Here is a 24,957-nt window from a genome sequence, read left to right on the forward strand (position 1 = left end):
AATGCTCGACGCGTTGGATCAACGGAGATGCCGGCCGGCGGCCGGCACTACCGAAGCCTCAGCGCAGCGTGGCCAGCGCCTGGCCCAGCTGCACCGGGCTTTCAGCGCCCAGCTGCGGGGCGAACTCGGCCACGCCGGGCGGCAGCAGCACGATCACGGTCGAGCCATAGTTGAAGCGCGCCATCTCGGCGAAACGCTCCAGCCTGATGCCCTGGCCGCGGTAGTCCTTGCGGGTGATGCGGTCGCCATAGGCCGGGATCTCTTCGCCGCTCCATACAGTTTCCACGCCGGACACCAGCAGCGCACCGACCATCACGCTGACCATCGGGCCGAAGCTGGTGTCGAAGTGGCAGACCAGGCGCTCGTTGCGCGCGAACAGGCGTGGCACGCCGTTCACTGCGGCCGGGCCGACGCTGAACAGGCGGCCCGGCACGTGCACGGTTTCACGCAGGGTGCCGGTCCAGGGCATGTGCACGCGGTGGTAGTCGCGCGGCGACAGATAGACGGTGGCATATAGCCCGTCGTTGTAAGGCTTGGCATCCTCGTCGCTGCCCAGCAGCTCGGCCGCGGTGAACGACTGGCCCTTGGCCTGGAAGATGCGGCCGGCCTCGATCTTTCCCAGCTGGCTGATGCGGCCGTCGGCCGGCATCACCAGGCTGCGCGGATCGGCATCGGCCACCCGCGCGCCCGGCTTCAGCGCACGGGTGAAGAACTGGTTGAAGGTGGCATAGCTGCGCGGGTCCGGGTTGGCCGCCTCATCCAGGTTGACGTTGAACTTGCGGGTGACCGTGTCGATCAGCCAGCGTGACACGCGCGGGTCGTCCGAGTACGCCAGCGAACGCGCCATCGAGGACAGCAGACGGTGGGGCAGGACGTACGTCAGGGCGGTGGTGAGACTCATGGGGCGGTTTTCTCGGTCAGCTTCTGCAGGTCGCGGGCGATCGCCGGCGCGTTGAACGGGGGGCGCACCAGGCCGGCGAGGCGGCCCTGCGGGTCGAGCACGGCCAGGCTGGCCGAATGCTCGACGGTGTAATCCTCGGGGTTCTCGTCGAAGTGCTTGCCCGGCACCTTCTGGAACACAAAGCCCAGCGAGGTGGCGAAGCGCTCCAGCGAGGGAACGTCGGCGGTGGCGGCCAGGGTGTCCTTGTGGAAGCCGTGCACGTATTCGCCCAGGCGGATGGCGCTGTCGCGGTCGGGGTCGACCGAGATGAACAGCACGCGCGGGCGCAGGCTGTCGGGCAGGGCCTCCCACTGGTTCTGCGCGCCGGCCAGCTCGGCCAGGGTGGTCGGGCAGACGTCGGGGCAGAAGGTGAAGCCCAGGAACACCAGGGTCCAGTGGCCCTTCAGCTCGCCGGGAATGAGCCGGGTGCCGTCGGATTGGGCCAGGTTGAAGTCAGGCAGTTCACGCGGTTGCGGATACAGGGTGATCGCTTCGGTAGCCGGGGCGTTGGCCGGCGGCTTCGGCGCGAACACCTGCTGGGCGGCCAGCAGGCCGAGCCCCGCCGCCAGGGCGATCAGCAGGATGATGCCGGCGTTGCGATTGAACATGGGGGCTCCCGCGCGAAATGGGCTCCATCATACCGGCTGCGGCCCGATCGTTTCCGCCGCAACGGATGCCGCCGCGGGCGCCAGCCCCTATAATCGGGGGCCACTTTGCCCGCAGTACCGCCATGACCGCTGAAACGGCCGCCGAACTCCACACGATCATCGATCTGATCCGCTACGGCACCAGCCGTTTCAACGAAGCCGGGCTGACCTTCGGGCACAGCTATGACAACGCGCTGGACGAGGCCACCCAGCTGGTGCTGCACAGCCTGCACCTGCCGCACGACCTCGGCCCGGCGTACGGCCAGGCGCGGCTGCTGCAGGCCGAGAAGCTGCGCGTGCTGGAGCTGTTCCAGCGCCGCATCGACGAACGCATCCCGGCCGCCTACCTGACGGGTGAAGCCTGGTTTGCAGGCTTGAGCTTCAAGAGCGACAAGCGCGCGCTGGTGCCGCGCTCGCCGATCGCTGAACTGATCGAATGCGGCTTCGAGCCGTGGCTCGCCGGCCGCGACGTGTACCGTGCGCTGGACCTGTGCACCGGTTCGGGCTGCATCGCTATCGCCATGGGCCACTACTATCCGAACTGGCAGGTGGACGGCGTCGACCTGAGCGACGACGCGCTGTCGCTGGCTGAAGAAAACCGGGAGCGGCTGCAGGCATACAACGTCAACCTGGTGAAGTCGGACCTGTTCAATGGCCTGTCCGGCCGCCACTACGACCTGATCGTCACCAATCCGCCGTACGTCACCAACGACGAGACCGATGCGCTGCCGAAGGAATACTCCTACGAGCCGGACATGGGCCTGCGTGCCGGCGACGACGGCCTGGATCTGGTGCTGAAGATCCTGCGTGACGCGCCGCTGCACCTGAGCGAAGACGGCCTGCTGATCTGTGAAGTGGGCGAGTCCGAACAGCATCTGATCAAGCTGCTGCCGGAAGTCGATTTCGCCTGGATCGAATTCAAGGTCGGCCAGATGGGCATCTTCGCGGTCGAATGCCGCGAGCTGATCGCCCACAGCGCGCGCATCACCGAACTGGCGGCGCAGCGCCCGTGAGTTCCAATTCGTTCGGCAAGCTGTTCACCGTCACCACGTTCGGCGAGTCGCACGGGCCGGCCATCGGCTGCGTGATCGATGGCTGCCCGCCGGGGCTGGCGCTGGACGCGGCCGAATTCGCCCACGACCTGCAGCGCCGCGCCACCGGCAAGAGCCGGCACACCTCGGCGCGCCGCGAGGCCGATGAGGTCGAGATCCTGTCCGGCGTGTACGAGGGCCTGACCACAGGCACTCCGATCGCGCTGCTGATCCGCAACACCGACCAGCGCAGCAAGGACTACGCCAACATCGGCCAGCAGTTCCGGCCGGGCCATGCCGACTACAGCTACTGGCACAAGTACGGCATCCGCGACCCGCGCGGTGGCGGCCGTTCCTCGGCGCGCGAGACCACCATGCGCGTGGCCGCCGGCGTTGTCGCCAAGAAGTGGCTGGCCGAGCGTTTCGGCGTCACCGTGCGTGGCTACCTGTCGCAGCTGGGCGACATCACCCCGGCCGGCTTCGACTGGGCGGCGGTGGAAGACAACCCGTTCTTCTGGCCGCACGCCGCGCAGGTGCCCGAGCTGGAGGCGTACATGGATGCGCTGCGCAAGTCCGGTGATTCGGTCGGCGCCTGCGTGGACGTGGTCGCCGACAACGTTCCGCCGGGTTGGGGCGAGCCGATCTACGGCAAGCTCGACGGCGAACTCGCCGCCGCGCTGATGAGCATCAACGCGGTGAAGGGCGTGGAGATCGGCGACGGTTTCGCCAGCGCCGCGCAGAAGGGCACCGAGCATCGTGACCTGCTGACCCCGCAGGGCTTTGCCAGCAACCATGCCGGCGGCATCCTCGGCGGTATTTCCACCGGCCAGCCGGTGGTCGCTTCGATCGTGTTGAAGCCAACCTCCAGCCTGCGCCTGCCGGGCCCGTCGCTGGACACCGCGGGCAACGTGGTGGAAGTGGTCACCACCGGCCGCCACGATCCCTGCGTCGGCATCCGTGCCACCCCGATCGCCGAGGCGATGGTGGCGATGGTGCTGATGGACCAGGCGCTGCGCCATCGTGCGCAGTGTGGCGATGTCGGCACGATCACCCCGCGCATCCCCGGGCAGATCGATGGCTGACACGCGGCCGACGGTGTGGGTGAGCCAGCCGCTGATCGATGCGGCCATCGCGCCGCTGCGCGATCGCGTGCAGCTGCGCGTCACCGACACCGTTACCGCCTGGTCGCCGCAGCAGATCACCGAGCGGCTGGCCTCAGTCGACGGCGCGATCATCACCCTCAACGAGCGCATCGGCGCGGCCCAGGTGGCCGATGCCGCGCAGTTGCAGGTGATCGCCAACGTCGGCGTCGGCTACAACAACCTGGATGTCGACGCGCTCAGCGCGGCCGGCATCCTCGCCAGCAACACCCCGGACGTGCTCACCGAGACCACGGCCGACCTCGGTTTCGCCCTGCTGATGGCCACCGCGCGCCGCATCACCGAATCCGAGCGCTGGCTGCGTGAAGGCCAGTGGCAGCAGTGGTCGTTCCAGACCATGCTCGGTGCCGACATCCACGGCAGCACGCTCGGCATTCTCGGCATGGGCCGCATCGGCCAGGGCATCGCCCGCCGCGGCGCACTCGGTTTCGGCATGAAGGTGCTCTACCACAACCGCTCGCAGCTGCCGGCCGACACCGAAGCGGCGCTGGGTGCCACCTACGTGGACCTGGATACGCTGCTTGCGCAGTCCGACCACCTGCTGCTGGTGCTGCCGTACACCCCGGCGTCGCATCACCTGATCGATGCCGCCGCGCTGGCGAAGATGAAGCCGTCGGCCACGCTGGTGAACATCGCCCGTGGCGGCCTGGTCGATGAGATCGCATTGGCCGATGCACTGGCCAATGGCCGCCTGGCGGCGGCCGGCCTGGATGTGTACGAGGGCGAGCCGGCAGTGCGCCCGGAACTGCTGGCGCTGCGCAACGTGGTGCTGACCCCGCACATCGGCAGCGCCTCGCTGGCCACGCGAACGGCGATGGTACAGCTGGCCGTGGATAATCTGGTTGCCGGGCTCGGCCTGGACGGCGATCCGTCGCGCATGCCGAGCGCGATCAACGCTGACGCGGCGATGGCCGCGCGCGTGACTCTGGGCAAAAAAACCGGGAAACGATAGGGAACCTCCGCGCGCCCCGCTTGAGGAGGTTCCCCGAACCCTGCTGTCGTGCGTGATTTTTCCCATCCCCGTTTTCGTGAGAGTTTCCCCCCATGAGCAATGCACAGCGCAGTTTCCACGTCGCCGTCGTCGGTGCCACCGGCGCGGTTGGCGAGACCATGTTGTCGATCCTTGAAGAACGTGATTTCCCGGTTGGTAGCCTGAGCGTCCTGGCCTCCGAGCGTTCGGCCGGTGGCGAGATCGAGTTCAACGGCCAGAAGGTCACGGTGCAGGACCTGGCCACTTTCGACCCGACCGGCGTCGAGATCGCCCTGTTCTCGGCCGGTGGCAGCGTGTCGAAGGAATACGCGCCGAAGTTCGCTGCCGCCGGTGCGGTGGTGATCGACAATTCTTCGGCCTTCCGTTACGACGACGACGTGCCGCTGGTGGTATCCGAGGTCAACCCGGAACAGGTTGCCAACCGTCCGCGCGGCATCATCGCCAATCCGAACTGCTCGACCATGCAGATGCTGGTGGCGCTGGCGCCGCTGCACCGCAAGTACGGCATCGAGCGCATCAACGTGTCCACCTACCAGTCGGTGTCCGGTGGTGGCCGTTCGGCGATGGAAGAGCTGGGCAAGCAGACCGGCCAGCTGCTCAGCTTCCAGGAAATCGATCCGCAGCGCTTCCCGGTGCAGATCGCCTTCAACCTGATCCCGCACATCGACGACTTCCAGGACAACGGCTTCACCAAGGAAGAGATGAAGCTGGTCTGGGAGACCCGCAAGATCCTCGGCGACGACAGCATCCTGGTGAACCCGACCGCAGTGCGCGTGCCGGTGTTCTACGGCCACTCCGAATCGGTGGCGATCGAGACCCGCGACAAGGTGACCGTGGCCGAAGCGCGTGCGCTGCTGGAGCAGTCGCCGGGCATCGAAGTGGTGGATCGCCACGAAGCGGGTGGCTACCCGACCCCGGTGACCCACGCTTCGGGCACCGACGCGGTGTACGTCGGTCGCATCCGTGAGGACCTGTCGCACCCGCGCGGCCTGAACCTGTGGATCGTCTCGGACAACGTGCGCAAGGGCGCGGCACTGAATGCCGTGCAGCTGGCCGAGCTGGTCGCCGCCGAACAGCGCTGAGCAGCGCGGTTGCTTCACCGGTAGTGCCGGCCGCTGGCCGGCATTGCCGCAGGTCGTCCATCGGTGGGTGCGGACCTTGGTCCGCACGCTTTATAGTGTCGCCCATGAATAAACGGGCCAGGGGCGCAATGCGCCCGCTCAGCTATCTTTCCGCCGCGCTGCTGGCCCTGGCCAGCAGTTCGGCGCTCGCCCTGGGGTTGGGCGACATCCGTGTCCTGTCCAAGCCGGGCCAGCCCTTGCTGGCCGAGATCCCGGTAGTCTCGGCCGACCCGTCCGAGCTGGAAAACCTGCGTGTGGCGCTGGCTTCGCCGGTCACCTTCGAGCGCGTCGGCCTGCAACGGCCGACCGGCCTGGTCAGCGAACTGCAGTTCGAACTGACCCGCAACGCGCAGGGCAGGGCGGTGGTGCGGGTGACCTCGCAGGCGCCGGTCGAGACGCCGTCGCTGAGCTTCCTGATCGAGGCCGACTGGGGCCAGGGCCGGCTGGTCCGCGAATACTCGGCGCTGGTCGATGCGCCGTCCAGCGCACTGGCCGTGGCCGAGCCGGAGATCGTCGCACCGGCTGGCACCCTGTCCAATACCATTGCCCGCGAGCCGGCAGCGGCACCTGTGGCAGAGGCGCCGGGCACGCCACCGTCCGCGCCGGCGCCCACGCCGGCACCCGCACCAGCACGGTCGCGTGCGGTGCCTCCACCGGTTGCGGCCATACCTGCCGATGGCAGCGTCACCGTGCAGCGCGGCCAGACCTTGTCGCAGATTGCCAGCGCGGTGGCGCGTGGCAACCAGGTCAGTCGTGATCGCGCGATGATCGCCCTGCTGCGCGCCAATCCCGAAGCCTTCATCCGTGGCAACGTGAACCTGCTCAAGCAGGGCGCAGTGCTGCGCATGCCAGGCAGCGATGCGCTGGCGGCGGTCGATGCTGCCGAAGCGGCTGCGCTGGTGCGCGAACACGCGGCGCAATGGCGCCAGGCACGCACCGTGCCGCAGCCGGCGGGTACCGTCGCAGCAGTGGCCAAGGCACAAACCACGAACGCAGCGTCCCCGTCGGGGGCCAGCGGCGCGCGGCTTGAAATCGCTCCGGCGCTGGCGTCCGACGCCGCGAAAGCGGGCACAACCACCGGCACCGCTGCCGGCAGTGAGGGTGACATGATGGGCAACGAGCAACTGCGCCAGGCGCGTGAGGACATCGCTACCCGCGATGCCGAGATCGGCGAGCTGAAGCAGCGCGTGGCCGACCTGGAGAAGCTGAAGGAACAGCAGCAGTCGCTGATCGCGATGAAGGACAACGACCTGGCTGCCGCGCAGCAACGCCTGGCCCAGGCGCCAGGCAGCCGCGACGCGGCAACACCGTGGTACTGGCTGGGCCTGCCCGTGCTGCTGCTCGCCGCGGCGGCAGCTTGGCTGCTGCGCCGGCGCAAGCCGTCACCGTTGCCGCCGCTGCGCGAAGAAGGCGATGCGGCTGGCCTGGCCGCGGCGGTGCCGGCGGGTGCGGCGCTGGATACGCTGGCCGAGCAGTCCTCGTGGTCGTCGGTGGTGTCCGACAGTGGCCGCCAGGAGCCCGCGATGCCGGCCTGGGCGACCGCAACCGAGGTGCAGGATGACGTGGCTGCCGAACCGATCGCCGACGTCGCCGCCCAGGCTGACTGGCAGGCGCAGACGCTGCGCGATGACGAAGTGGGGGAGCTGCCCGAGGCCGTGACCGATCTGCCGCGCTGGGACGAGCCGGTGCCCACGCAGGACGCCCCCGTGCCGGATGAGCCGGTCGCGCAGGCGGTCGCTGACGAGATCGCGGTGCCGGACTATGCGCTGCACGCCGAACAGCAGCCGCAGTTCCGCGGCGTGTTCGACCTGCCGGCCGAGCACCATGACAACGGTGATTCCAGCGGTGCGCCACACGACGCGATGGCCACGGCCGCGCACGAAGAACACACCGCGGCACCGGCCGGTGATGCCGGCTGGGCACCGCGTGCCGGCCAGGAGCGGCTGGAGCTGGCCATTGCCTATCTGGACCTGGGCGACGCGCAGACCGCGCGTACCCTGCTGCAGGAAGTCGCCGAGGGCGGCGATCTGCACAGCCAGGCGCAGGCGCGCGAGCTGTTGGCGCGCCTGCCGTGACCGAACCCGCTGACAAGGACCGTGCCATGAGCCGCGAGCGCCGCATCGATTACGTTGAATTCGCCTCCGCTGATCCGGCGGCCAGCCGCGCCTTCTTCGAGAAGGTGTTCGGCTGGTCGTTCGTCGACTATGGCGGCGACTACACCGCCTTCGACGATGGCCGCCTGCAGGGCGGCTTCTTCCGTGGCCAGCCGCAGCGCGCCAGCGATACCGGCGCACCGCTGCTGGTGCTGTATGCCGACCGCCTGGCGCCGATCGAGGCAGCGGTGCGTGACGCCGGCGGCGAGATCGTGCGCCCGGTGTTTTCCTTCCCCGGGGGCAGCCGCTTCCAGTTCGTCGAGCCCGGTGGCAACGAACTGGCGGTGTGGTCCGAACGCGACCCGGCCTGAGCGCCGCCCCACACGCAGCATCGAGGTAGCACATGCGTTACGCGCTTGGCGTCGAGTACGACGGCAGCGATTTCAGGGGCTGGCAGAACCTGGGCGAAGGTGGCCCCAGCGTGCAGGCCAGCCTTGAACTGGCCCTGTCGTCGGTCGCCGATGCGCCGTTGCAGGTGGTCTGCGCCGGCCGCACCGATGCTGGGGTGCACGGCCAGTGCCAGGTCGTGCATTTCGACACCGAGGTGGTGCGCGATCCGCGCGCCTGGATGCTCGGCACCACCACCCGCCTGCCGCGCTCGATCGCGGTGCGCTGGTGCGTGCCGGTGGCCGATGATTTCCACGCCCGTTTTTCCGCGCGCGCGCGCCGCTACCGCTATCGGCTGCTCAACCGCGAAGTGCGGCCGGCGCTGGGCCGGCAGACCCTGAGCTGGGAGCGGCGGGCGCTGGACGAGACCCTGATGCATGCCGCCGGCCAGGCCCTGCTTGGCGAGAACGACTTCAGTGCGTTCCGATCGGTGCAGTGCCAGGCGTTGCATGCGCGGCGTGAACTGCAGTCGCTGCAGGTCAGCCGCCAGGGCGAGGTGATTGAAGTGGCCGTGCAGGGCAATGCATTCCTTCATCACATGGTCCGCAATATCGTCGGTTCGTTGATCCTGGTGGGCAGCGGCGAAAAACCGGTGGAATGGATCGCCGAACTGCTGGCCGGGCGCGATCGCACCGTAGCCGGTCCCACCGCACCGCCGCAGGGCCTGGTGTTCCTTGGGCCCCTGTACCCCGACAACTGGCATCTGCCCGCCGAGGTCACGCTATGAGCCGCTCCTACTACCGCACACGCATCAAGTTCTGTGGCATGACCCGCGCCGGCGACGTCCGCCTGGCCGGTGAGCTGGGCGTGGACGCAGTGGGCTTCATCTTTGCCCGCGAGAGCAGCCGTCGGGTTGCTCCGGCCGAGGCGCGCGCGATGCGCCAGGCGATCGCGCCGATGGTCGACGTGGTGGCGCTGTTCCGCAACAACAGCAAGGAAGAGGTGCGCGAGGTGCTGCGCACGGTGCGGCCGACCCTGCTGCAGTTCCATGGAGAGGAAGACGAGAGCTTCTGCCGCAGTTTCAACATGCCGTACCTGAAGGCGATCGCCATGGGCGGGCGCGAAGAGGTCAACGCCCGTACCCTGCAGCTGCGCTACCCCAGCGCGGCGGGATTCCTGTTCGACAGCCACGCGCCCGGCGGCGGTGGCGGCACGGGTGTCGCCTTCGACTGGGGGCGCATCCCGACCGGCCTGCACCGCCCGTTCCTGCTGGCCGGCGGCCTGAACCCGGACAACGTCTACGATGCTGTGCTGGCCACGTTGCCGTGGGGCGTGGATGTCTCCAGCGGCATCGAACTGGAGCCGGGCATCAAGGATGGCTACAAGATGCGCACCTTCGTCGAGGAAGTGCGCCGTGCGGACTGCACAGTCCTGGAGTAACCGGAAACACTGCCTGCACCAGGTAACGCAGCTGGGCTGATCCCTGTCAGCCCAGCTGAGAACTGACCCATTCCGCCAGCGCACCCACCCGCGCATCGGCCGGGCCATCCGGCCATGCCAGCACCCAGAAGCCGCCGGTGGCGGTAAACCCCCACGGCGCGATCAACCGCCCCGCCGCCAGGTCCTCGGCCACCAGTGGCTCCGGTGCGATTGCCGGGCCCAGCCCTGCCACCGCTGCCTCCAGCAGGTAATACAGATGCTCGAAGGCGGTGCCCAGCTGCAGCTTCGAGGTGTCCAGATCATGTGCCCGCGCCCAGGCCGGCCATGCCTGCGGTCGTGAGCTGGTGTGCAGCAAGGTTTCCTGCAGCAGTGCCGAGGGTGGAACATGCCGCAGGCGTTGCGCCGCGGGGTGGGAGGGGGCCACCACCACGCCGACCCGTTCCGGCGCCAGTTCGCGTACCTGCCAGCCGCGTGGCCAAGGCCCTTGCGCCAGCAGCAGGACCGCATCCAGCGCCGCCTGCGCCTCGGTGAAGCTGCCATCCAGCGCCGACCACTGCAGGCGCACGCCGGGCAGGGCGGCCTGCAGCGCAGGCAGGCGCGGGATCATCCAGCGCGCCAGCACGCTGCCACTGCAGCCCAATACCAGAGCAGGAGATGCCGTTGGCCGCCGCAGTTCACGCACGCAGTCTTCAATGCCGGTGAACGCCTCGCTGCATGCCACCTGCAGGCGGCTGCCTGCGGCGGTCAGGCGCAGGCCGCGACCGGCACGCTGGAACAAGGCCATGCCCAGATGATCCTCCAGCAGCTTCAGCTGCCGGCTGACCGCACCGTGGGTGACATGCAGGTCCTGCGCGGCGCGGCCGACCCCGCCCAGGCGGGCGGTGGCCTCGAACGCGCGCAGCGCATTGAGCGGCGGAAGCGATGAGCTGCTCATGTGAGATTTCCTGACGGTATGCGCCAGATAATATCCATTTTCCGGTCATGACCCGTGCGCTAGAGTATCCACCTGTCTTGAACCACCGGTCGTATCCATGTCTGCCTCCCCCATTGCCGACTATCACGCCTTCCCGGATGCCCAGGGCCACTTCGGCCGCTATGGCGGCAGCTTCGTCGCCGAAACCCTGGTCGGCCCGCTGCAGGAACTGGCCCAGGCCTATGACCAGGCCCGCCAGGACCCGGCATTCCAGGCCGCCTACGACCGCGACCTGGCCCATTACGTGGGTCGGCCGAGCCCGATCTACCACGCCCAGCGCCTGAGCGACCATGTCGGTGGCGCGCAGATCCTGCTCAAGCGCGAGGACCTGAACCACACCGGCGCGCACAAGATCAACAACACCATCGGCCAGGCCCTGCTGGCCGCGCGGATGGGCAAGAAGCGCATCATCGCCGAGACCGGCGCCGGCCAGCATGGCGTGGCCAGCGCCACGGTGGCCGCACGGCTGGGCCTGGAATGCGTGGTGTACATGGGCGCCACCGACATCGAGCGGCAGAAGATCAACGTCTACCGGATTAAGCTGCTCGGCGCGACGGTGGTGCCGGTCACCTCCGGCTCGGCCACCCTGAAGGATGCGCTCAACGAAGCGATGCGCGACTGGGTGACCAACGTGCAGGACACCTTCTACATCATCGGTACCGTCGCCGGTCCGGACCCGTACCCGCGCATGGTGCGCGATTTCAACGCCATCGTCGGGCGCGAGGCACGCGAACAGATGCTGGCCGAGTACGGCCGCCTGCCCGATGCGATCACCGCCTGCGTCGGCGGCGGCAGCAATGCCATCGGCCTGTTCCATGCCTTCCTCAACGACCGACAGGTCGAGATCGTCGGCGCCGAAGCGGCAGGTGATGGCATCGGCACCGGTCGCCATGCGGCGTCGATCGCCGCCGGTCGCCCGGGCGTGCTGCATGGCAACCGCACCTACGTGCTGTGCGACGACGACGGCCAGATCATCGAAACCCATTCGGTCTCGGCCGGCCTGGACTATCCGGGCGTCGGCCCGGAGCATGCGTTCCTGGCCGATACCGGCCGCGCGCGCTACCTCGGCATCACCGATGAAGAGGCCCTGCAGGCGTTCCATCTGCTGGCGCACACCGAGGGCATCCTGCCCGCACTGGAATCCAGCCACGCGCTGGCGCAGGCGATCAAGCTGGCGCGCGAGCGTCCGCGCGACCAGATCGTGCTGTGCAACCTGTCCGGCCGCGGCGACAAGGACGTGCATACCATCGCCGCGCGCGAAGGCCTGGTGCTGTGAATTGCATGCTGCGCCACGGCGGGGCGTGGGTGCTGGCGGTCGGCCTGGGGGGTTGCGCGCCGCCCGATCCGCCGGTGCTGGCGCCGGCGCCGGCGTCCCCGGCGGCGATCGCCCCGGCACGCCAGATTGCCAGCAACGACGATGCTGCAGCACATCGTCCGATCGAAGACGCACCGTTGCCAGGCGCAGACGATGCCGCCGATGACGACAGTGCTCCGGCGGTGGTTTCGGTGGCCCTGGACCATGCCGGCGAGGTGCTGATCGGCCAGCCTTTCAGTGAACTGCAGAGCGAGGGGCAGTGGCACTCGGCCGGGCTGAGCGAGGCGACCTCCGGGCGCTGCGAGTATTACGAGCGCGGCACGCTGCCTGAAGGCGTGGCGATGATGGTGCAGGACGGTGACGTGGTGCGTTTCGACCTGGCGCCCATCGACGATTCGGGCCAGGTGGTGGTTCAGCCGGGGCCGTTCGGCCTGCACCTGGACATGCCGCGCGCGCAGGCCCTGCAGCTGCTGCCCAAGGGCGTCTCCGCCCAGCCTTATGGCAAGGATGTGGAGGCCGGCGAGACTCTGCTGTGGCAGGACCCCGGTTCCGACCTGGCGATCCGCGTGGAGATCGTCGACGGCACCGTATCCCGAATGTACTGGGGCGCCAGCGGCGCCGTTGACCTGATCGAAGGATGTACCTGACATGTCCGTATCCCGACTTGATGCCTGTTTCCAGCGCCTGCGCGAGCAGCAGCGCAAGGCGTTGATCCCCTTCATCACTGCCGGCGATCCCTCGCTGGAGGCTACCGTGCCGGTCATGCACGCACTGGTCGAGGCCGGCGCCGATGTGATCGAACTGGGCGTTCCGTTCTCCGATCCGATGGCGGACGGACCCACCATCCAGCGCAGCTCCGAGCGCGCGCTGGCGCGCGGTGCCGGCAGCCGTTACGTGCTGCAGGCCGTGGCGCAGTTCCGGGAGCGTGATGCGCAGACCCCGGTGGTGCTGATGGGCTACCTGAATCCGGTCGAGATCCATGGCTACGCAGCGTTCGCCGACGCCGCGGTGAAGGCCGGCGTGGACGGTGTGCTGCTGGTCGATCTGCCGCCTGAAGAAGCCGGTGATGCACAGCAGGCGTTCGAGGCCGCTGGCCTGGCGCTGGTCCTGCTGGCGTCGCCGACCACCAGTGAAGCGCGTGCCGACAAGCTGCTGGCCCTGGCGCGTGGCTACCTGTACTACGTCAGCTTTGCCGGTGTCACCGGTGCGTCCGAGCGGCTGGACAGCGATGCTGCCAGCGCCCGCCTGCAGGCACTGCGCGAGCGTGCCTCGGTGCCGGTCGTGGCGGGCTTCGGCATCAAGGACGCCGCCAGTGCCGCGGCAATGGCGCGGCAGGCCGACGGCGTGGTGGTAGGCAGCGCACTGGTGGCGGTGCTGGCAGAGGCGGGCTCGGCGGAAGACGCCGCGCAGCGCGCCGCAGCCTTCCTCGCACCGTTGCGGCAGGCGCTGGACGCGTGACGGTCGTGCCGGCCACGGGCCGGCATCCTCCGCACCCGCCTGCGTGCAGGGGCTGCCGGCCGGCGGCGGGCGCGCCCCGGACCTAAACGTACGTCCCAGCATGGTTTTTTCCAGCTGGCCCGGGCACCGCAAGGGGTGCACGGGCGGGGGCAGCGGAGCTAGACTGTCCGCCTTTGCGGCCCCCGGGCCGCCCTGAACGGAAGTGTCCTCCCGCATGAGTTGGCTCAGCAAGTTGATGCCGTCCGGCATCCGCACCGACAACACCCCCAGCAAGAAGCGCAGCGTCCCCGAGGGCCTGTGGGAAAAGTGCAGCAACTGCGGCAGCGCGTTGTACCGTCCTGAGCTGGAAGAGAACCTGGAGGTCTGCCCGAAGTGCGGCCATCACATGGCGATCCGTGCGCGCGCGCGGCTGGCGGCGCTGTTCGACGCCGACAGCACCACCGAGATCGGTGCGCGCCTGGGGCCGACCGACCTGCTCAAGTTCAAGGACCAGAAGAAATACAGCGAGCGCATCAAGATCGCGCAGAAGAACACCGGCGAGTACGACGCGCTGATCGCCATGCGCGGCCTGCTCAAGGGGCGTGCGCTGGTGGCTTCGTCGTTCGACTTCGCCTTCATGGGCGGCTCGATGGGCTCGGTGGTTGGTGAGCGCTTCGCGCTGGCTGCCGAAACCGCAGTCGAGATCGGCGCCCCTTACGTATGCTTCTCGCAGAGCGGCGGTGCACGCATGCAGGAAGGCCTGTTCTCGCTGATGCAGATGGCCAAGACCTCGGCCGCGCTGGGCAAGCTGCGCGAAGCCGGCCTGCCGTACATCTCGGTACTGACCCATCCGACCACCGGTGGCGTGTCGGCGTCGTTCGCGATGCTGGGCGACATCAACATCGCCGAGCCGCAGGCGCTGATCGGCTTTGCCGGCCCGCGCGTGATCGAGCAGACCGTGCGTGAGAAGCTTCCGGAAGGTTTCCAGCGCTCGGAGTTCCTGCTGGAGCACGGTGCCATTGACCAGATCTGCGACCGCCGCGAAATGCGCGACCGCCTGTCCGACCTGCTGGCGATGCTGGGCCGTCAGCCGGCGCCGGAGGTGGCTTGATGGGAAGCCGCAGGTACTTCGGTACTGACGGCATCCGTGGGCGGGTCGGCCAAGGGGTGATCTCGGCGGACTTCGTGATGCGCCTGGGCAATGCCCTGGGGCGCGTGCTGGTCGCCCAGCGCGGCCAGGACGGGCGCCGGCCGATCGTGCTGATCGGCAAGGACACCCGCATTTCCGGCTACATGTTCGAAGCGGCACTGGAAGCCGGGCTGGTCGCCGCCGGCGCCGACGTGCAGCTGCTCGGCCCGATGCCGACTCCGGCGGTCGCGTTCCTGACGCGTACCCTGGGCGTGGACGCCGGCATCGTCATCAGTGCTTCGCACAATCCGCACTACGACAACGGCATCAAGTTCTTCTCCGCCCAGGGCGAGAAGCTCGACGACGCCACCGAGCTGGCGCTGGAAGCAGCGCTGGATGTTCCGTTCGCCACTGCCGAATCGGAAAAGCTGGGCAAGGCGTCGCGCGCACGCGAGGCGGTCGGCCGCTACATCGAATTCTGCAAGGCCAGCGTGCCGCGCGCCTTCGACCTGCGCGGGCTGCGCCTGGTGCTGGATTGCGCGCACGGCGCCACCTACCAGATCGCACCGCTGTTGTTCCGTGAGCTGGGGGCCGAGGTGATCGGCATCGGCGCCGAACCCAACGGCATCAACATCAACGCAGGGGTCGGCTCCACCCATATCGACAACCTGGCGGCCAAGGTCCGCGAGACCCGCGCCGATCTCGGCATCGCCTTCGATGGTGACGGTGACCGCGTGCTGATGGCCGACGACCAGGGCAATCCGGTTGACGGCGATGACCTGCTGTACATCCTGGCGCGCGCGTGGAAGGCCGAAGGTCGCCTGCATGGCCCGGTGGTCGGTACGCTGATGAGCAACTACGGCGTGGAGAAAGCCTTCGCCGACCTGCAGATTCCGTTCGTGCGCAGCAACGTCGGTGACCGCTACGTGCACCAGGCGCTGATCGAAGGCGGTGGCGTGCTGGGTGGTGAAGCCTCCGGCCATCTGCTGTGCCTGGACCGGGCGACCACCGGCGATGGCATCATCAGTGCCCTGCAGGTGCTGGTGGCGCTGCGCAGCAGCGGGCAGACCCTGCGCCAGGCGCTGAAGGGGCTGGTGCGGGTACCGCAGAAGACGGTCAACGTGCGGCTGGGCAATGTCTCGGCCAAGGCCACGGTGCAGGCCGACCGCGTGCAGGCCGCGCTGGCCGTCGCGCAGCAGTCGGTGGCTGGTCGTGGCCGTGCGTTCCTGCGCCCGTCCGGTACCGAGCCGGTGGTGCGGGTCACGGTGGAAGCCGATGACGCAGCACTGATGCAGGAAACGCTGGACCGCCTGTCCGCGGCGGTCCGTGAAGCCGCTGCCTGAAGCCGGCGACCGTACAGCGTGATGCCACGACATGGCCGCTTTTGCGACCATGTTGTTTTCCAGCGAGGGTGACTGAACCGATCACGACCGGCGACCACATTCAGCTGCGGCTGTGCGCTTTGTGACATCGCGTGAACGATACGCGGCGTATTCCCGGGATCAGGATCTCGTGCCTGCATGCATGCAGGCGCTACGCAGGCCGGGACCCGGTCGGAGCCGTTCGTGCTCCATCCTTTCACTGTTGTTGCAAGGACCATGACCATGAACACTTCATTGCGCTGCAGCCGCTGCCTGCTGGCAGGTGCGCTGCTGGTGCTGCCGTTGCTGGGTGGCGTCTCCATTGCCAGCGCCGAACGTCGCCCCGAAGGTGGGCCGCATATGTCCGCTCCGCGCGAGGAGCCGATGCGCGCGCCGTGGGGCTACCCAAGGATGGAGCGCCCGCGCGAGCTGGGTAATGCACGGCCGGCATTCCGCGAGGAGTACCGGCACAACTTCCGCGCCGACCATGCGTTCCGCATCGGGCCCTACCATCCGCCGGTGGGCTATGCGTACCAGCGCTGGCACTACGGCCAGTTCCTGCCGCGTCCGTACTGGATCGGCGACTACATCCTCAACGACTTCTGGCTGTTCGGCCTGGACATGCCGCCGATGGGCTACGAATGGGTGCGCTACGGGCCGGATGCGCTGCTGATCAACACCGGCAACGGCGAGATCGTGCAAGCCGTGTACGGGCGCTTCTTCTGAGACCGACATGGGCCTACCGCGCCGCAGCGGGCGGAGGAGGCCCTTGCGCTCAGGGCCCCGGCACCATCTTCTTCTGGCGTGCCTTGAAGCCATTGAACAGCGGTGCGATCAGCGGGTTGTAGCTCTGCGCGATGCGCTTGCGCAGCCAGCTGGCGGGGCGGTTGCGGATCGCAAACCGGTAGATGCGTTCCGGATCGCCGCCCACCACGTTGCGGCCGAACGGATGGGTGGTGTGCAGGTAACGGAAACCCTGCTCGCGTGCCACTTCAATGTGGTCCTGGTCGAAATCGCCGTAGGGCCAGCACAGCGTGTCGGATACTTCGCCCAGCTTTTCCTGCAGCACGTCGCGCGAGATCGCCAGGTCGTGGCTCAGGCCGGCGCGGCGCTGCGCACGGTCCAGGTCGTCGCGACGCAGCCAACGGGTGTGGGTGTGGGTGTGGCAGTGCACTTCGAAGGTGCCGGCGGCGATGGCTGCACGCGCTTCGCTCCAGCGCATCATCACATCATCGCTGCGGTTCTGTTCGTAGATCGCCGCTTCGCAGCCGCGGTGGTCCGGGGTGGCGGGCAGCGACGCTCCGGCGATGCCGGCGTGCGGCCGCTCCGGGCCTTCACCCATCCAGCCGGTGACCACGAACACCACCGCGTGCATGCCGTACTTCTGCAGGATCGGGTGTGCGTAGACCCAGTTGTCGAGGTAGCCATCGTCGAAGGTGATCACGATCGACTTGCGTGGCACCGGCCTGCCGGCCAGGAAGCCGGCGTACTGGTCCAGCGTCAGCGAGGTCCAGCCGTTGCCGGCGAGCCAGGCGATCTGGCTTTCGAAATTCTCCGGTGACACGGTGATCATGCCCGGCGATGGACTCACGTGGTGGTGCATCAGCACCGGAACAGTTCGCGCGTCAGCCATGTCCCAGCTCCTTCAGCCACTGGTGGTAATAGTGTTCGGTGGCCTCGCCATGGCCAGCCGGGGTGAAACGGTGTGCGCCGTGCATCCAGTCCCAGCCGGCGCGGCCCATCTGCCGTCGCCGTTCCGGATCGTCCACCAGCAGGCGCAGGGCGCCGGTCAGGGCTGCATTGTCGCCCAGCCGGGTGAGGATCGCATTGCTGCCGTCGACCACCATCTCCGGTACGCCACCGACGCGGGTGGCCACGATCGGCACGCCGACATAGGCCGCTTCCAGGAACACGGTACCGGCGGCCTCCTTGTGCGAGGCCAGCGCGAAGATGTCGAAACCGGCCATCAGCCGGCAGGCACCATCGCGGTAGCCGAGCAGATGCACCTGCGCCTGCAGCCCATGCGCGTCGCGCATCGCCTGCAGTCGATCCATCACCACCTGGCCGTCGCCCACCACCACCAGATGCAGGTGGGGGTTGGTCTTGCACAGTGGCACCATCGCCTGCAGCAGATCGGCATGGCCCTTGGCCTCGCGGAGTACCGCCACGCACCCCACCACCACGTCCTGTTCGCCGAAGCCCAGTTCGGCGCGGACTTCGGCGCGGACTTCCTGCAGTCGCTGCCACGGGTTGTCCAGGTGGATGTCGCTCCAGCGCGGCGGAACCGCGATCGGCGGCACGATGCCGATGTGCTCGGCTGGAATGCCGCGGTCGGCCAGCAACTGCTTGACGAAGCTGCTCACGGTCAGCACCCGGTGCGGGAGCCGGGTATAGGTCAGCAGTGAATTGACCGGGCTCATCAGGTGGCGCGAGCGCACCACCAGTGGAGTTCCTCCCAGTCGTGCACCGGCGGCGGCAATCAGCGCATCGCGGCGGCTGGTCGTGTTGACCACGTCGTAACGTTCGCGGCGCACCAGCCGCGACACCGACCAGATGCCGCGCAGCAGCCGGGCCAGGCCGCCCATGCGCAGGGTGTGCACGGTGAAGCCATCATCGCGTGCCAGGGTGGCCAGGCGAGCATCGGGCTGGCACAACAGCGATACGTCATGGCCGCGCGCCCGCATCACCTGCATGTGGCGGAAGATGTAGATCTCCTGCCCGCCCATGCCTTTGGCGGCTTCGGTGTGCAGGATGCGCAGCGGACGGTTCATGCGGTTCGGTCCTTGAGGCTCAGCGGTTGCGGAAGCGGGTCAGCGCTTCCCATGCAGTGCGGACAGCGGCCGCATCGGGGGTCTGCTGTGGCAGCGGGCGGTAATGCAGGTCCAGCGCGGTTGCGTTGCCGAACTTGTCGAACACGTAGATGGCATCGCCATCGCGCACCGCGCGCTGCGACCAGCTTTCGACCACCAGCGCGCGCCTGCCCTGCGGTTCGGCCAGCAGGTCGTGGCCGGTGCTGTAGTCGGTCAATGCGTTCTCGCAGCCCAGTGCATGGCGCATCAGGGTCGGCACCCAGTCCTCGTGTGAACTGGTGCGCGATTCATGGCCGCTGGCCTGGCCCGGCCAATGCAGCACGAAGGGCACCTGCAACTGGTAGTCGGAGAAGTTGCCGTTGTGACCCCAGTAGTTCAGCTTGAGGTCGTTGAATTCCTCGGCGTGGTCACCGGTGACCAGCACGATGGTGTCCTGCTCCAGGCCCTGTGCGCGCAGATCGTCCAGCAGCGTGCCAACCAGGCTGTCGGCGTAGTGCACGGCAGTCCGGTAGCGGTTCAACTCGGGGGTCGGGTCGTGGTCCGGGCCGAATTTCAGGAAGTCGATTTCCCGCGCCATCGGGGTGGCCAGCGGCGGATAGCCCTTGGGGATGTGGTACGGGGCATGGGTCGAATCGAGGAAGACGAAGCCGAACCACGGCGTATGCGCAGCCTGGCTGGCGCGGATGTCCTTCCGCAGCGAGGCCACGATGTGGCTGTCGCGCGCTTCCGACCCCAGCCCCGCCGGCCCCTGGTGAAGCTGCTCGCGAACGTCGGCGAAGGCGGTGCGGTCGAATTCAGGGCTGTACAGCGGCGCGCTGCCGTACAGGTGCAGGTCGTAGCCCTGCTGGCCAAGCACCTTGAACAGCTGTGAACCGCGCTGCTCATCCAGCATGCTCGGCCAATAGCCCCCCGGAAGGCCGTACAGCAGCCCGAACAGTCCATAGCGGGTGGCGTTGCCGGTGCTGAAGTGACGCTCGTACACGCGTGCGGACTTGGCCAGTGCCGCCGTGTTCGGCATGACCTGCGGGGTGAGAGCGTCGTGGCGCAGCGATTCCAGCACCACCATGAGCACGTTGGGCCGGTGCGGGTTCTGGCAGCGCAGCGGCTGCAGCGGATAGACAAGCTGGGCATGGCGCGGATCAGGCAGGCCCACCTGCTGTTCGCTGACCACGCCCAGCCTGCGCATGAAACTCTTGGCGGTGATCGGCTGTGCCCACGGCAGGTAGTTCCACTGCGCGATCACATCGCGGTCGCCGCGGGCGTCGTAGTAGGCCGTAGCGACCTGACCACCGCCCATCAGCAGCGCCACCACCGCCCAGGCCTGCAGCACCCGGCGCCGGCGTGGCGCGGCAGGCAGCAGTTTCCAGCATGCCCAGGCAAGCAGGCCCTCGGCGGTGAACACCGCGGCAGCCAGCAGCGCGACTTGCAGCCAGGTCTTCCAGGACAGGGCAACCTGGTCCTGCAGCGCGCCGCCGAACACCATGTTCACGACCATGGCATTGAGGTGGAAGCGGTACAGGGTGAAGACCTTGGCGTCGACCAGCAGCAGGCACAGCCACAGGCCCTGCAGCAGTACGGCGCTGATGCTCAGCGTACGCGCACTGCGCGGCCACAGGCCCAGCAGCAACGGCAGCAGGCCGGCCAGCGCGCCGAACGCGAGCAGGTGGCCGGGCAGGGCGATGGCCAGATAGGCCAGGCCGGCGCCGCCGCCCGGATTGTCACGCAGCGGTACATTGCCCAGCGCGATCGCGGCGGCCAGTACCGCATTGCCGGCGACGAACAGCGACCACCAGGCCAGCCGGCGCCAACGCCGGGCGGAACCTTCAATGGCGGGGGTGGCAGGAGCAGCTGCGGGCATGGCGGGACAGGTTCAGGACGCGCGGGAAAGGGGTGGGGCCCACGTGACGGACGCGTTGCTCCGCGTGCGGGTCGCGCATTGTATCGGTTTGTTTCTTCGTATCGAGTGGCGTCGCCCGGGCGATCTGTCACAATGTTCAGGCGGGCCATGAATGCGCTGGCCCCCCAGACCCAACGACAAGCCAGGAACCGCTGTGAGCCAGATCCCCACCCTCGACATCACCCGTTTCGACAGCGACCGCGAGGCCTTCGTGGCCGAGCTGGGCGCGGCCTACCGCCAATGGGGATTCGCGGGCATCCGCAACCATGGCATCCCGCAGGCCGACATCGACGCGGCCTACGATGCCTTCAAGGCCTTCTTCGCCCTGCCGGAAGAGGTCAAGCGCAAGTACCACGTCGCCGGCAGCGGCGGCGCCCGCGGCTATACCCCGTTCGGCGTGGAGACCGCCAAGGGCTCCAAGCATTTCGACCTGAAGGAGTTCTGGCACATCGGCCGTGAAATCGCCGACGACTCCAAGTACCGCGACGTGATGGCGCCGAATCTGTGGCCGACCGAGGTCGAGGGCTTCCGTGAGCGCGGTTACGGTCTGTATCAGGCGCTGGACAACCTGGGTTCGCGCGTGCTGTCGGCGCTGGCCCTGCACATCGGGCTGCCGGAAGACTTCTTCGCCGACAAGACCAACTTCGGCAACTCGATCCTGCGTCCGATCCATTACCCGCCGATCACCACCGACGACATTCCGAACGTACGCGCCGGTGCCCATGGCGACATCAACTTCATCACCCTGCTGGTCGGCGCCAGCGCCGCCGGCCTGGAAGTGCAGTCGCACGAAGGCGAGTGGGTGCCGTTTACGTCAGACGCGGACACCATCGTGGTCAACATCGGCGACATGCTGCAGCGCCTGACCAACCATGTGTATCCGTCGACCATCCACCGCGTGGTCAATCCCCCGGGTGAGCTGGCGCGCCAGCCGCGCTACTCGGTGCCGTTCTTCCTGCACCCGAACCCGGACTTCCTGATCGACGTGCTGCCCTCGTGCATCACCCCGGAGAACCCGAGCCGGTACCCGGAGGCGATCACCGCCCACGGCTTCCTTGAGGAACGCCTGCGCGAGATCAAGCTGAAGTAACAGGAAGTGAAGGCCGCCGAAAGGCGGCCTTTTTCTTTGCAGGGCTGCGCCCTGCACCCGCGGTAGTGCCGGCCGCTGGCCGGCAACGTCAACGTCGAAAGCGGCTCTGGGTTTCTGCGGGTTGGGCGGGGCGGTGTGGGTTGGCAGGACACGCCGTAAACCCATCCCTGGGGGCTCGATGGCGCCATCCATGGCGCCAACGGTCCTGCCAACCCACGCCGCCCCACCCCTGACAGTTTCCCGGTGACGGTGGGTAAATCGGGATTTCCGGTAGGTGTCGACCTTGGTCGACACGGTAGATCCACGCCATGCGTGGATGAGATCTGTCAGGGATCGAGGGAGGGGAGGGGCCCGGCTTCTGCTTTTGCTCTTCTTATTTCTTTCTGTGGCGGGCGGAACCGCCGGAATGTGTCAGAGGCCGGGCGGGTGGGGCTGCGCAGGGGCGTGAGCCGCATGGGACCGAGGCATGCCTCGGGCGGGTTGGGCAGGACGCCCAACCCCGGTCTTGCCGTGTGCGCAGGACAGCGCACACGCGCAAGCGGCGACCGAGCTTACAGGGACGTACTTGCAGCGACCCCTGCGCAGTCCCACCCGCCCGGCCAAGCTCCAAAACCCACCGGGCCTTATGCGACCAACCCCAAACCCGCCATGAGGGGCTGCGCCGTTTGCTGAAAATCCATGTAACCGCTTACACGGAAACGGATTTTTGCCGTAACGGGTATCATGACCGGCTGACTTCACACAGGAGCCACCCGCTCATGCGCCGCAAGATCGTCGCCGGAAACTGGAAGCTGCATGGCAGCCGTCAATTCGCCAATGAACTGCTGGGGCAGGTGGCCACCGGGCTGCCGCTGGAGGGGGTGGACGTGGTGATCCTGCCGCCGCTGCCGTACCTGGGCGAGCTGGTCGAGGATTTCGGCGAAACCGGCCTGGCCTTCGGCGCACAGGACGTGAGCAGCAACGAAAAGGGCGCCTACACCGGCGAGGTCTGCGCCGCCATGCTGCACGAAGTCGGTGCCCGCTATGGCCTGGTCGGCCATTCCGAGCGCCGCCAGTACCACCACGAAAGCAGCGAGCTGGTCGCGCGCAAGTTCGCCGCGGCCCTGCATGCTGGCCTGGTGCCGGTGCTGTGCGTGGGTGAAACCCTGGAGCAGCGCGAGGCGGGCCAGACCGAAGCGGTCATCGCCAGCCAGCTGGCGCCGGTGCTCGAGCTGGTCGGCGCGGCCGGTTTCGCCCAGGCCGTGGTGGCCTACGAGCCGGTCTGGGCAATCGGCACCGGCCGTACCGCCAGCAAGGAGCAGGCGCAGCAAGTGCACGCGTTCATCCGTGGCGAAGTCGCGCGCATCGATGCTAGAATCGCTGATTCACTGCCCATTGTTTACGGCGGTAGCGTGAAGCCCGACAATGCCGGGGAACTGTTCGCGCAGCCGGATGTCGATGGTGGGCTGGTCGGCGGCGCCTCCCTGGTGGCCGCGGACTTCCTGGCCATCGCAAGGGCGGCGGCCGCGAACTAATCCTAGAAGTATTGTCCGAGGGCGGTTTCCAATGCTGATGTTGATCCTCAATGTCGTCTACGTGCTGGTCGCTGTGGCCATGATCGCGCTGATCCTGATGCAGCGTGGCTCGGGTGCGGCGGCGGGTTCGGGCTTTGGTGCCGGTGCCTCGGGTACGGTGTTCGGTGCGCGCGGCGCCTCGAACTTCCTGTCCAAGTCGACCAAGTGGCTGGCCGTGGTGTTCTTCGGTATCAGCCTCTTCATGGCCTGGTATGCCGGTCACGGCACCCGCCCGGCGGCCGACCAGGATCTTGGCCTGATGTCCACTCCGGCGGCCAGTGCCCCGGCGGCTCCGGCCGGCGAACTGCCGGCCGTTCCGAAGGCCGATGCGGTCCCGGCTGCCCCGGTTCCGGCCGCGAATGTGCCGGCCAAGGCGGAATCTTCGAATTCTGGTGAAGAAAAGCCTTCGGAAGGCTCCCAGAAAGACTGAAGCCGGTTACAATACGCGGCGCATCGGGAAGATAGTCTGATGTGATCGTTTGCCCAGGTGGCGGAATTGGTAGACGCACTACCTTGAGGTGGTAGCGACGCAAGTCGTAGGGGTTCGAGTCCCCTCTTGGGCACCATTTGTAAGTAAAGCGGGTTGGTCTGGCGCGCAAGGCGCCAGGCACATTCCCGTCCACTCCCCCATGCCAAAGCGCCTGCAGGCGCGGCGGCAGAGGCAAGAGAGAATCGCTGTGCTGGCCGAATATTTGCCGTCTCTGCTGTTTCTGATCGTTGCCACCGGTATCGGCATTACGCTGATGCTGGTTGGTCGATTCCTCGGTCCCCGCCGCCCCGATCTGGAAAAGCTGTCGCCGTACGAGTGCGGCTTCGAGGCCTTCGAAGACGCGCGCATGAAGTTCGACGTGCGCTACTACCTGATCGCGATCCAGTTCATCGTCTTCGACCTGGAAATCATCTTCATCGTGCCGTGGACCCAGGTCTTCATGGAACTGGGCGCCCGTTCGCTCATCACCATGGGCCTGTTCGTCGGCATGCTGTTCCTCGGTTTCATTTACGTCTGGAAGAAGGGAGCGCTGGAATGGGAGTGATTCAGACTCTCGATGGCCTCATGAACAACCCCACGCCGGAAGGCCGGGTTGATGACATCCTGCGGCCGGAAGGCGACAACCCGCTGCTGGAAAAGGGCTTCGTCACCACCAGCGTCGACGCACTGCTGAACTGGGCACGCACCGGTTCGATGTGGCCGATGACCTTTGGTCTGGCCTGCTGCGCGGTCGAGATGATGCACGCCGGCGCCGCGCGCCTGGACCTTGACCGCTACGGCGTGGTGTTCCGCCCGTCGCCGCGTCAGTCCGACGTGATGATCGTGGCCGGTACCCTGGTCAACAAGATGGCCCCGGCGCTGCGCAAGGTCTACGACCAGATGCCGGACCCGAAGTGGGTCATCTCGATGGGTAGCTGCGCCAACGGCGGTGGCTATTACCACTACTCCTATTCTGTCGTGCGCGGCTGTGATCGCGTGGTGCCGGTGGACGTCTACGTCCCGGGCTGCCCGCCGACCGCCGAGGCGCTGGTGTACGGGATCCTGCAGCTGCAGAAGAAGATCTGGCGTACACAGACCATCGCCCGCTGACCC

Annotated in this window: 25 protein-coding genes and 1 tRNA gene; 20 read left to right on the forward strand and 6 right to left on the reverse strand. The window is 67.7% G+C overall.

All coding sequences use genetic code 11. The annotated features are described in order from the left end of the window. Positions 1 to 58: 58 nt before the first annotated feature. Both asd and N7590_RS07285 read right to left on the reverse strand, forming a co-directional pair. Positions 59 to 901 carry an archaetidylserine decarboxylase gene (gene asd, locus N7590_RS07280; RefSeq protein ID WP_053450406.1) on the reverse strand — a complete coding sequence of 281 codons (843 nt, stop codon included), beginning with the start codon at positions 899 to 901 and terminating at the stop codon, positions 59 to 61. Continuing rightward, the gene (locus tag N7590_RS07285; RefSeq protein WP_053509398.1) at positions 898 to 1,548 is read right to left on the reverse strand and encodes an SCO family protein; all 651 of its coding nucleotides are present in this window, start codon (positions 1,546 to 1,548) and stop codon (positions 898 to 900) included. Before N7590_RS07285 ends, asd begins: the two co-directional genes overlap by 4 nt. Before the next feature lie 122 nt (positions 1,549 to 1,670). Between N7590_RS07285 and prmB the strand changes: the two genes are divergently transcribed. From prmB to N7590_RS07325, 8 genes are all read left to right on the forward strand, one after another. After that, positions 1,671 to 2,600 carry a 50S ribosomal protein L3 N(5)-glutamine methyltransferase gene (gene prmB, locus N7590_RS07290; protein ID WP_053509400.1) on the forward strand — a complete coding sequence of 310 codons (930 nt, stop codon included), beginning with the start codon at positions 1,671 to 1,673 and terminating at the stop codon, positions 2,598 to 2,600. Next, positions 2,597 to 3,700 carry a chorismate synthase gene (aroC, locus tag N7590_RS07295; RefSeq protein ID WP_164241470.1) on the forward strand — a complete coding sequence of 368 codons (1,104 nt, stop codon included), beginning with the start codon at positions 2,597 to 2,599 and terminating at the stop codon, positions 3,698 to 3,700. The genes prmB and aroC overlap by 4 nt, the downstream gene beginning before the upstream one ends. Next, positions 3,693 to 4,730 (forward strand): D-glycerate dehydrogenase, encoded by a 1,038-nt coding sequence (locus tag N7590_RS07300; RefSeq protein WP_164241471.1) that lies wholly within the window; start codon positions 3,693 to 3,695, stop codon positions 4,728 to 4,730. Before aroC ends, N7590_RS07300 begins: the two co-directional genes overlap by 8 nt. A gap of 92 nt (positions 4,731 to 4,822) precedes the next feature. Further along, complete coding sequence (locus N7590_RS07305; protein WP_164241472.1) at positions 4,823 to 5,851, forward strand: aspartate-semialdehyde dehydrogenase; 1,029 nt, start codon at positions 4,823 to 4,825, stop codon at positions 5,849 to 5,851. A 104-nt stretch (positions 5,852 to 5,955) separates the two neighbouring features. Further along, entirely contained in the window at positions 5,956 to 7,965 is a 2,010-nt protein-coding gene (locus N7590_RS07310) for a FimV/HubP family polar landmark protein (protein ID WP_164241473.1), read from the forward strand. A gap of 26 nt (positions 7,966 to 7,991) precedes the next feature. Further along, positions 7,992 to 8,354, forward strand: coding sequence for a VOC family protein (locus N7590_RS07315; protein ID WP_053450400.1), 363 nt, complete (start codon positions 7,992 to 7,994; stop codon positions 8,352 to 8,354). A gap of 32 nt (positions 8,355 to 8,386) precedes the next feature. Continuing rightward, complete coding sequence (gene truA, locus N7590_RS07320; RefSeq protein ID WP_053450399.1) at positions 8,387 to 9,157, forward strand: tRNA pseudouridine(38-40) synthase TruA; 771 nt, start codon at positions 8,387 to 8,389, stop codon at positions 9,155 to 9,157. Beyond that, a complete protein-coding gene (locus N7590_RS07325; protein WP_006458876.1) occupies positions 9,154 to 9,810 on the forward strand; it encodes a phosphoribosylanthranilate isomerase in 657 nt (218 codons plus the stop codon). Before truA ends, N7590_RS07325 begins: the two co-directional genes overlap by 4 nt. Positions 9,811 to 9,856: 46 nt before the next feature. Here N7590_RS07325 and N7590_RS07330 read toward each other — a convergent pair whose 3' ends face one another. Beyond that, positions 9,857 to 10,744 (reverse strand): LysR family transcriptional regulator, encoded by an 888-nt coding sequence (locus N7590_RS07330; protein ID WP_164241474.1) that lies wholly within the window; start codon positions 10,742 to 10,744, stop codon positions 9,857 to 9,859. Positions 10,745 to 10,841: 97 nt separating this feature from the next. Between N7590_RS07330 and trpB the strand changes: the two genes are divergently transcribed. The 6 genes from trpB to N7590_RS07360 all read left to right on the forward strand — a co-directional run bounded on the left by trpB (position 10,842) and on the right by N7590_RS07360 (position 16,751). Then, positions 10,842 to 12,059, forward strand: a complete 1,218-nt coding sequence (trpB, locus tag N7590_RS07335; RefSeq protein ID WP_279935285.1) for a tryptophan synthase subunit beta — start codon at positions 10,842 to 10,844, stop codon at positions 12,057 to 12,059. Next, positions 12,056 to 12,745: a hypothetical protein gene (locus N7590_RS07340; RefSeq protein WP_053511613.1), complete on the forward strand. Its 690-nt coding sequence runs from the start codon at positions 12,056 to 12,058 to the stop codon at positions 12,743 to 12,745. The genes trpB and N7590_RS07340 overlap by 4 nt, the downstream gene beginning before the upstream one ends. A 1-nt stretch (position 12,746) precedes the next feature. After that, on the forward strand, positions 12,747 to 13,556 hold the full coding sequence (trpA, locus tag N7590_RS07345) for a tryptophan synthase subunit alpha (RefSeq protein ID WP_053511614.1): 810 nt from the start codon (positions 12,747 to 12,749) through the stop codon (positions 13,554 to 13,556). 214 nt (positions 13,557 to 13,770) lie between these two features. Next, positions 13,771 to 14,646: an acetyl-CoA carboxylase, carboxyltransferase subunit beta gene (gene accD / locus N7590_RS07350; RefSeq protein ID WP_005410473.1), complete on the forward strand. Its 876-nt coding sequence runs from the start codon at positions 13,771 to 13,773 to the stop codon at positions 14,644 to 14,646. Further along, a complete protein-coding gene (glmM, locus tag N7590_RS07355; protein WP_164241475.1) occupies positions 14,646 to 16,007 on the forward strand; it encodes a phosphoglucosamine mutase in 1,362 nt (453 codons plus the stop codon). The genes accD and glmM overlap by 1 nt, the downstream gene beginning before the upstream one ends. Before the next feature lie 261 nt (positions 16,008 to 16,268). Beyond that, positions 16,269 to 16,751: an RcnB family protein gene (locus N7590_RS07360; protein WP_049456111.1), complete on the forward strand. Its 483-nt coding sequence runs from the start codon at positions 16,269 to 16,271 to the stop codon at positions 16,749 to 16,751. A 49-nt stretch (positions 16,752 to 16,800) separates the two neighbouring features. On the opposite strand, the gene N7590_RS07365 is transcribed toward N7590_RS07360, so the two are convergent. Genes N7590_RS07365 through N7590_RS07375 form a run of 3 tightly spaced genes read right to left on the reverse strand, consistent with a single transcriptional unit; the run spans position 16,801 to position 20,693 of the window. Next, positions 16,801 to 17,658, reverse strand: coding sequence for a polysaccharide deacetylase family protein (locus N7590_RS07365; RefSeq protein ID WP_008265576.1), 858 nt, complete (start codon positions 17,656 to 17,658; stop codon positions 16,801 to 16,803). Beyond that, positions 17,651 to 18,796, reverse strand: a complete 1,146-nt coding sequence (locus N7590_RS07370) for a glycosyltransferase family 4 protein (protein WP_164241476.1) — start codon at positions 18,794 to 18,796, stop codon at positions 17,651 to 17,653. The genes N7590_RS07365 and N7590_RS07370 overlap by 8 nt, the downstream gene beginning before the upstream one ends. Positions 18,797 to 18,815: 19 nt before the next feature. Continuing rightward, positions 18,816 to 20,693: a DUF3413 domain-containing protein gene (locus N7590_RS07375; protein ID WP_164241477.1), complete on the reverse strand. Its 1,878-nt coding sequence runs from the start codon at positions 20,691 to 20,693 to the stop codon at positions 18,816 to 18,818. Between the two features lie 151 nt (positions 20,694 to 20,844). On the opposite strand from N7590_RS07375, the gene N7590_RS07380 reads away from it, so the two are divergent. The 6 genes from N7590_RS07380 (at position 20,845) to N7590_RS07405 (ending at position 24,954) form a co-directional block, all read left to right on the forward strand. After that, entirely contained in the window at positions 20,845 to 21,822 is a 978-nt protein-coding gene (locus N7590_RS07380) for an isopenicillin N synthase family oxygenase (RefSeq protein WP_164241478.1), read from the forward strand. 758 nt (positions 21,823 to 22,580) lie between these two features. Next, positions 22,581 to 23,336: a triose-phosphate isomerase gene (gene tpiA, locus N7590_RS07385; protein ID WP_053511568.1), complete on the forward strand. Its 756-nt coding sequence runs from the start codon at positions 22,581 to 22,583 to the stop codon at positions 23,334 to 23,336. A 31-nt stretch (positions 23,337 to 23,367) separates the two neighbouring features. Continuing rightward, positions 23,368 to 23,805 (forward strand): preprotein translocase subunit SecG, encoded by a 438-nt coding sequence (secG, locus tag N7590_RS07390; RefSeq protein WP_164241761.1) that lies wholly within the window; start codon positions 23,368 to 23,370, stop codon positions 23,803 to 23,805. A 51-nt stretch (positions 23,806 to 23,856) separates the two neighbouring features. After that, positions 23,857 to 23,941: transfer RNA gene (locus N7590_RS07395), tRNA-Leu, on the forward strand. A gap of 111 nt (positions 23,942 to 24,052) precedes the next feature. Further along, the gene (locus tag N7590_RS07400; protein WP_008265012.1) at positions 24,053 to 24,409 is read left to right on the forward strand and encodes an NADH-quinone oxidoreductase subunit A; all 357 of its coding nucleotides are present in this window, start codon (positions 24,053 to 24,055) and stop codon (positions 24,407 to 24,409) included. After that, positions 24,400 to 24,954 carry an NADH-quinone oxidoreductase subunit B gene (locus tag N7590_RS07405; protein ID WP_005410463.1) on the forward strand — a complete coding sequence of 185 codons (555 nt, stop codon included), beginning with the start codon at positions 24,400 to 24,402 and terminating at the stop codon, positions 24,952 to 24,954. The genes N7590_RS07400 and N7590_RS07405 overlap by 10 nt, the downstream gene beginning before the upstream one ends. Positions 24,955 to 24,957 lie beyond the last annotated feature (3 nt).

This window comes from Stenotrophomonas sp. GD04024 (assembly GCF_029837545.1).
GTDB classification, from domain to species: Bacteria; Pseudomonadota; Gammaproteobacteria; order Xanthomonadales; family Xanthomonadaceae; genus Stenotrophomonas; species Stenotrophomonas forensis.

Coding starts and splice junctions, on each gene's coding strand:
- N7590_RS07305 (WP_164241472.1), top strand. CDS start 4,823: ATGAGCAATGCACAGCGCAGTTTCCACGTCGCCGTCGTCGGTGCCACC.
- N7590_RS07375 (WP_164241477.1), bottom strand. CDS start 20,693: ATGCCCGCAGCTGCTCCTGCCACCCCCGCCATTGAAGGTTCCGCCCGG.
- accD (WP_005410473.1), top strand. CDS start 13,771: ATGAGTTGGCTCAGCAAGTTGATGCCGTCCGGCATCCGCACCGACAAC.
- N7590_RS07330 (WP_164241474.1), bottom strand. CDS start 10,744: ATGAGCAGCTCATCGCTTCCGCCGCTCAATGCGCTGCGCGCGTTCGAG.
- asd (WP_053450406.1), bottom strand. CDS start 901: ATGAGTCTCACCACCGCCCTGACGTACGTCCTGCCCCACCGTCTGCTG.
- N7590_RS07370 (WP_164241476.1), bottom strand. CDS start 18,796: ATGAACCGTCCGCTGCGCATCCTGCACACCGAAGCCGCCAAAGGCATG.
- secG (WP_164241761.1), top strand. CDS start 23,368: ATGCTGATGTTGATCCTCAATGTCGTCTACGTGCTGGTCGCTGTGGCC.
- N7590_RS07315 (WP_053450400.1), top strand. CDS start 7,992: ATGAGCCGCGAGCGCCGCATCGATTACGTTGAATTCGCCTCCGCTGAT.
- trpA (WP_053511614.1), top strand. CDS start 12,747: ATGTCCGTATCCCGACTTGATGCCTGTTTCCAGCGCCTGCGCGAGCAG.
- truA (WP_053450399.1), top strand. CDS start 8,387: ATGCGTTACGCGCTTGGCGTCGAGTACGACGGCAGCGATTTCAGGGGC.
- tpiA (WP_053511568.1), top strand. CDS start 22,581: ATGCGCCGCAAGATCGTCGCCGGAAACTGGAAGCTGCATGGCAGCCGT.
- N7590_RS07300 (WP_164241471.1), top strand. CDS start 3,693: ATGGCTGACACGCGGCCGACGGTGTGGGTGAGCCAGCCGCTGATCGAT.
- trpB (WP_279935285.1), top strand. CDS start 10,842: ATGTCTGCCTCCCCCATTGCCGACTATCACGCCTTCCCGGATGCCCAG.
- N7590_RS07310 (WP_164241473.1), top strand. CDS start 5,956: ATGAATAAACGGGCCAGGGGCGCAATGCGCCCGCTCAGCTATCTTTCC.
- N7590_RS07285 (WP_053509398.1), bottom strand. CDS start 1,548: ATGTTCAATCGCAACGCCGGCATCATCCTGCTGATCGCCCTGGCGGCG.
- N7590_RS07380 (WP_164241478.1), top strand. CDS start 20,845: ATGCGCTGGCCCCCCAGACCCAACGACAAGCCAGGAACCGCTGTGAGC.
- prmB (WP_053509400.1), top strand. CDS start 1,671: ATGACCGCTGAAACGGCCGCCGAACTCCACACGATCATCGATCTGATC.
- N7590_RS07360 (WP_049456111.1), top strand. CDS start 16,269: ATGAACACTTCATTGCGCTGCAGCCGCTGCCTGCTGGCAGGTGCGCTG.
- glmM (WP_164241475.1), top strand. CDS start 14,646: ATGGGAAGCCGCAGGTACTTCGGTACTGACGGCATCCGTGGGCGGGTC.
- N7590_RS07325 (WP_006458876.1), top strand. CDS start 9,154: ATGAGCCGCTCCTACTACCGCACACGCATCAAGTTCTGTGGCATGACC.
- N7590_RS07405 (WP_005410463.1), top strand. CDS start 24,400: ATGGGAGTGATTCAGACTCTCGATGGCCTCATGAACAACCCCACGCCG.
- N7590_RS07365 (WP_008265576.1), bottom strand. CDS start 17,658: ATGGCTGACGCGCGAACTGTTCCGGTGCTGATGCACCACCACGTGAGT.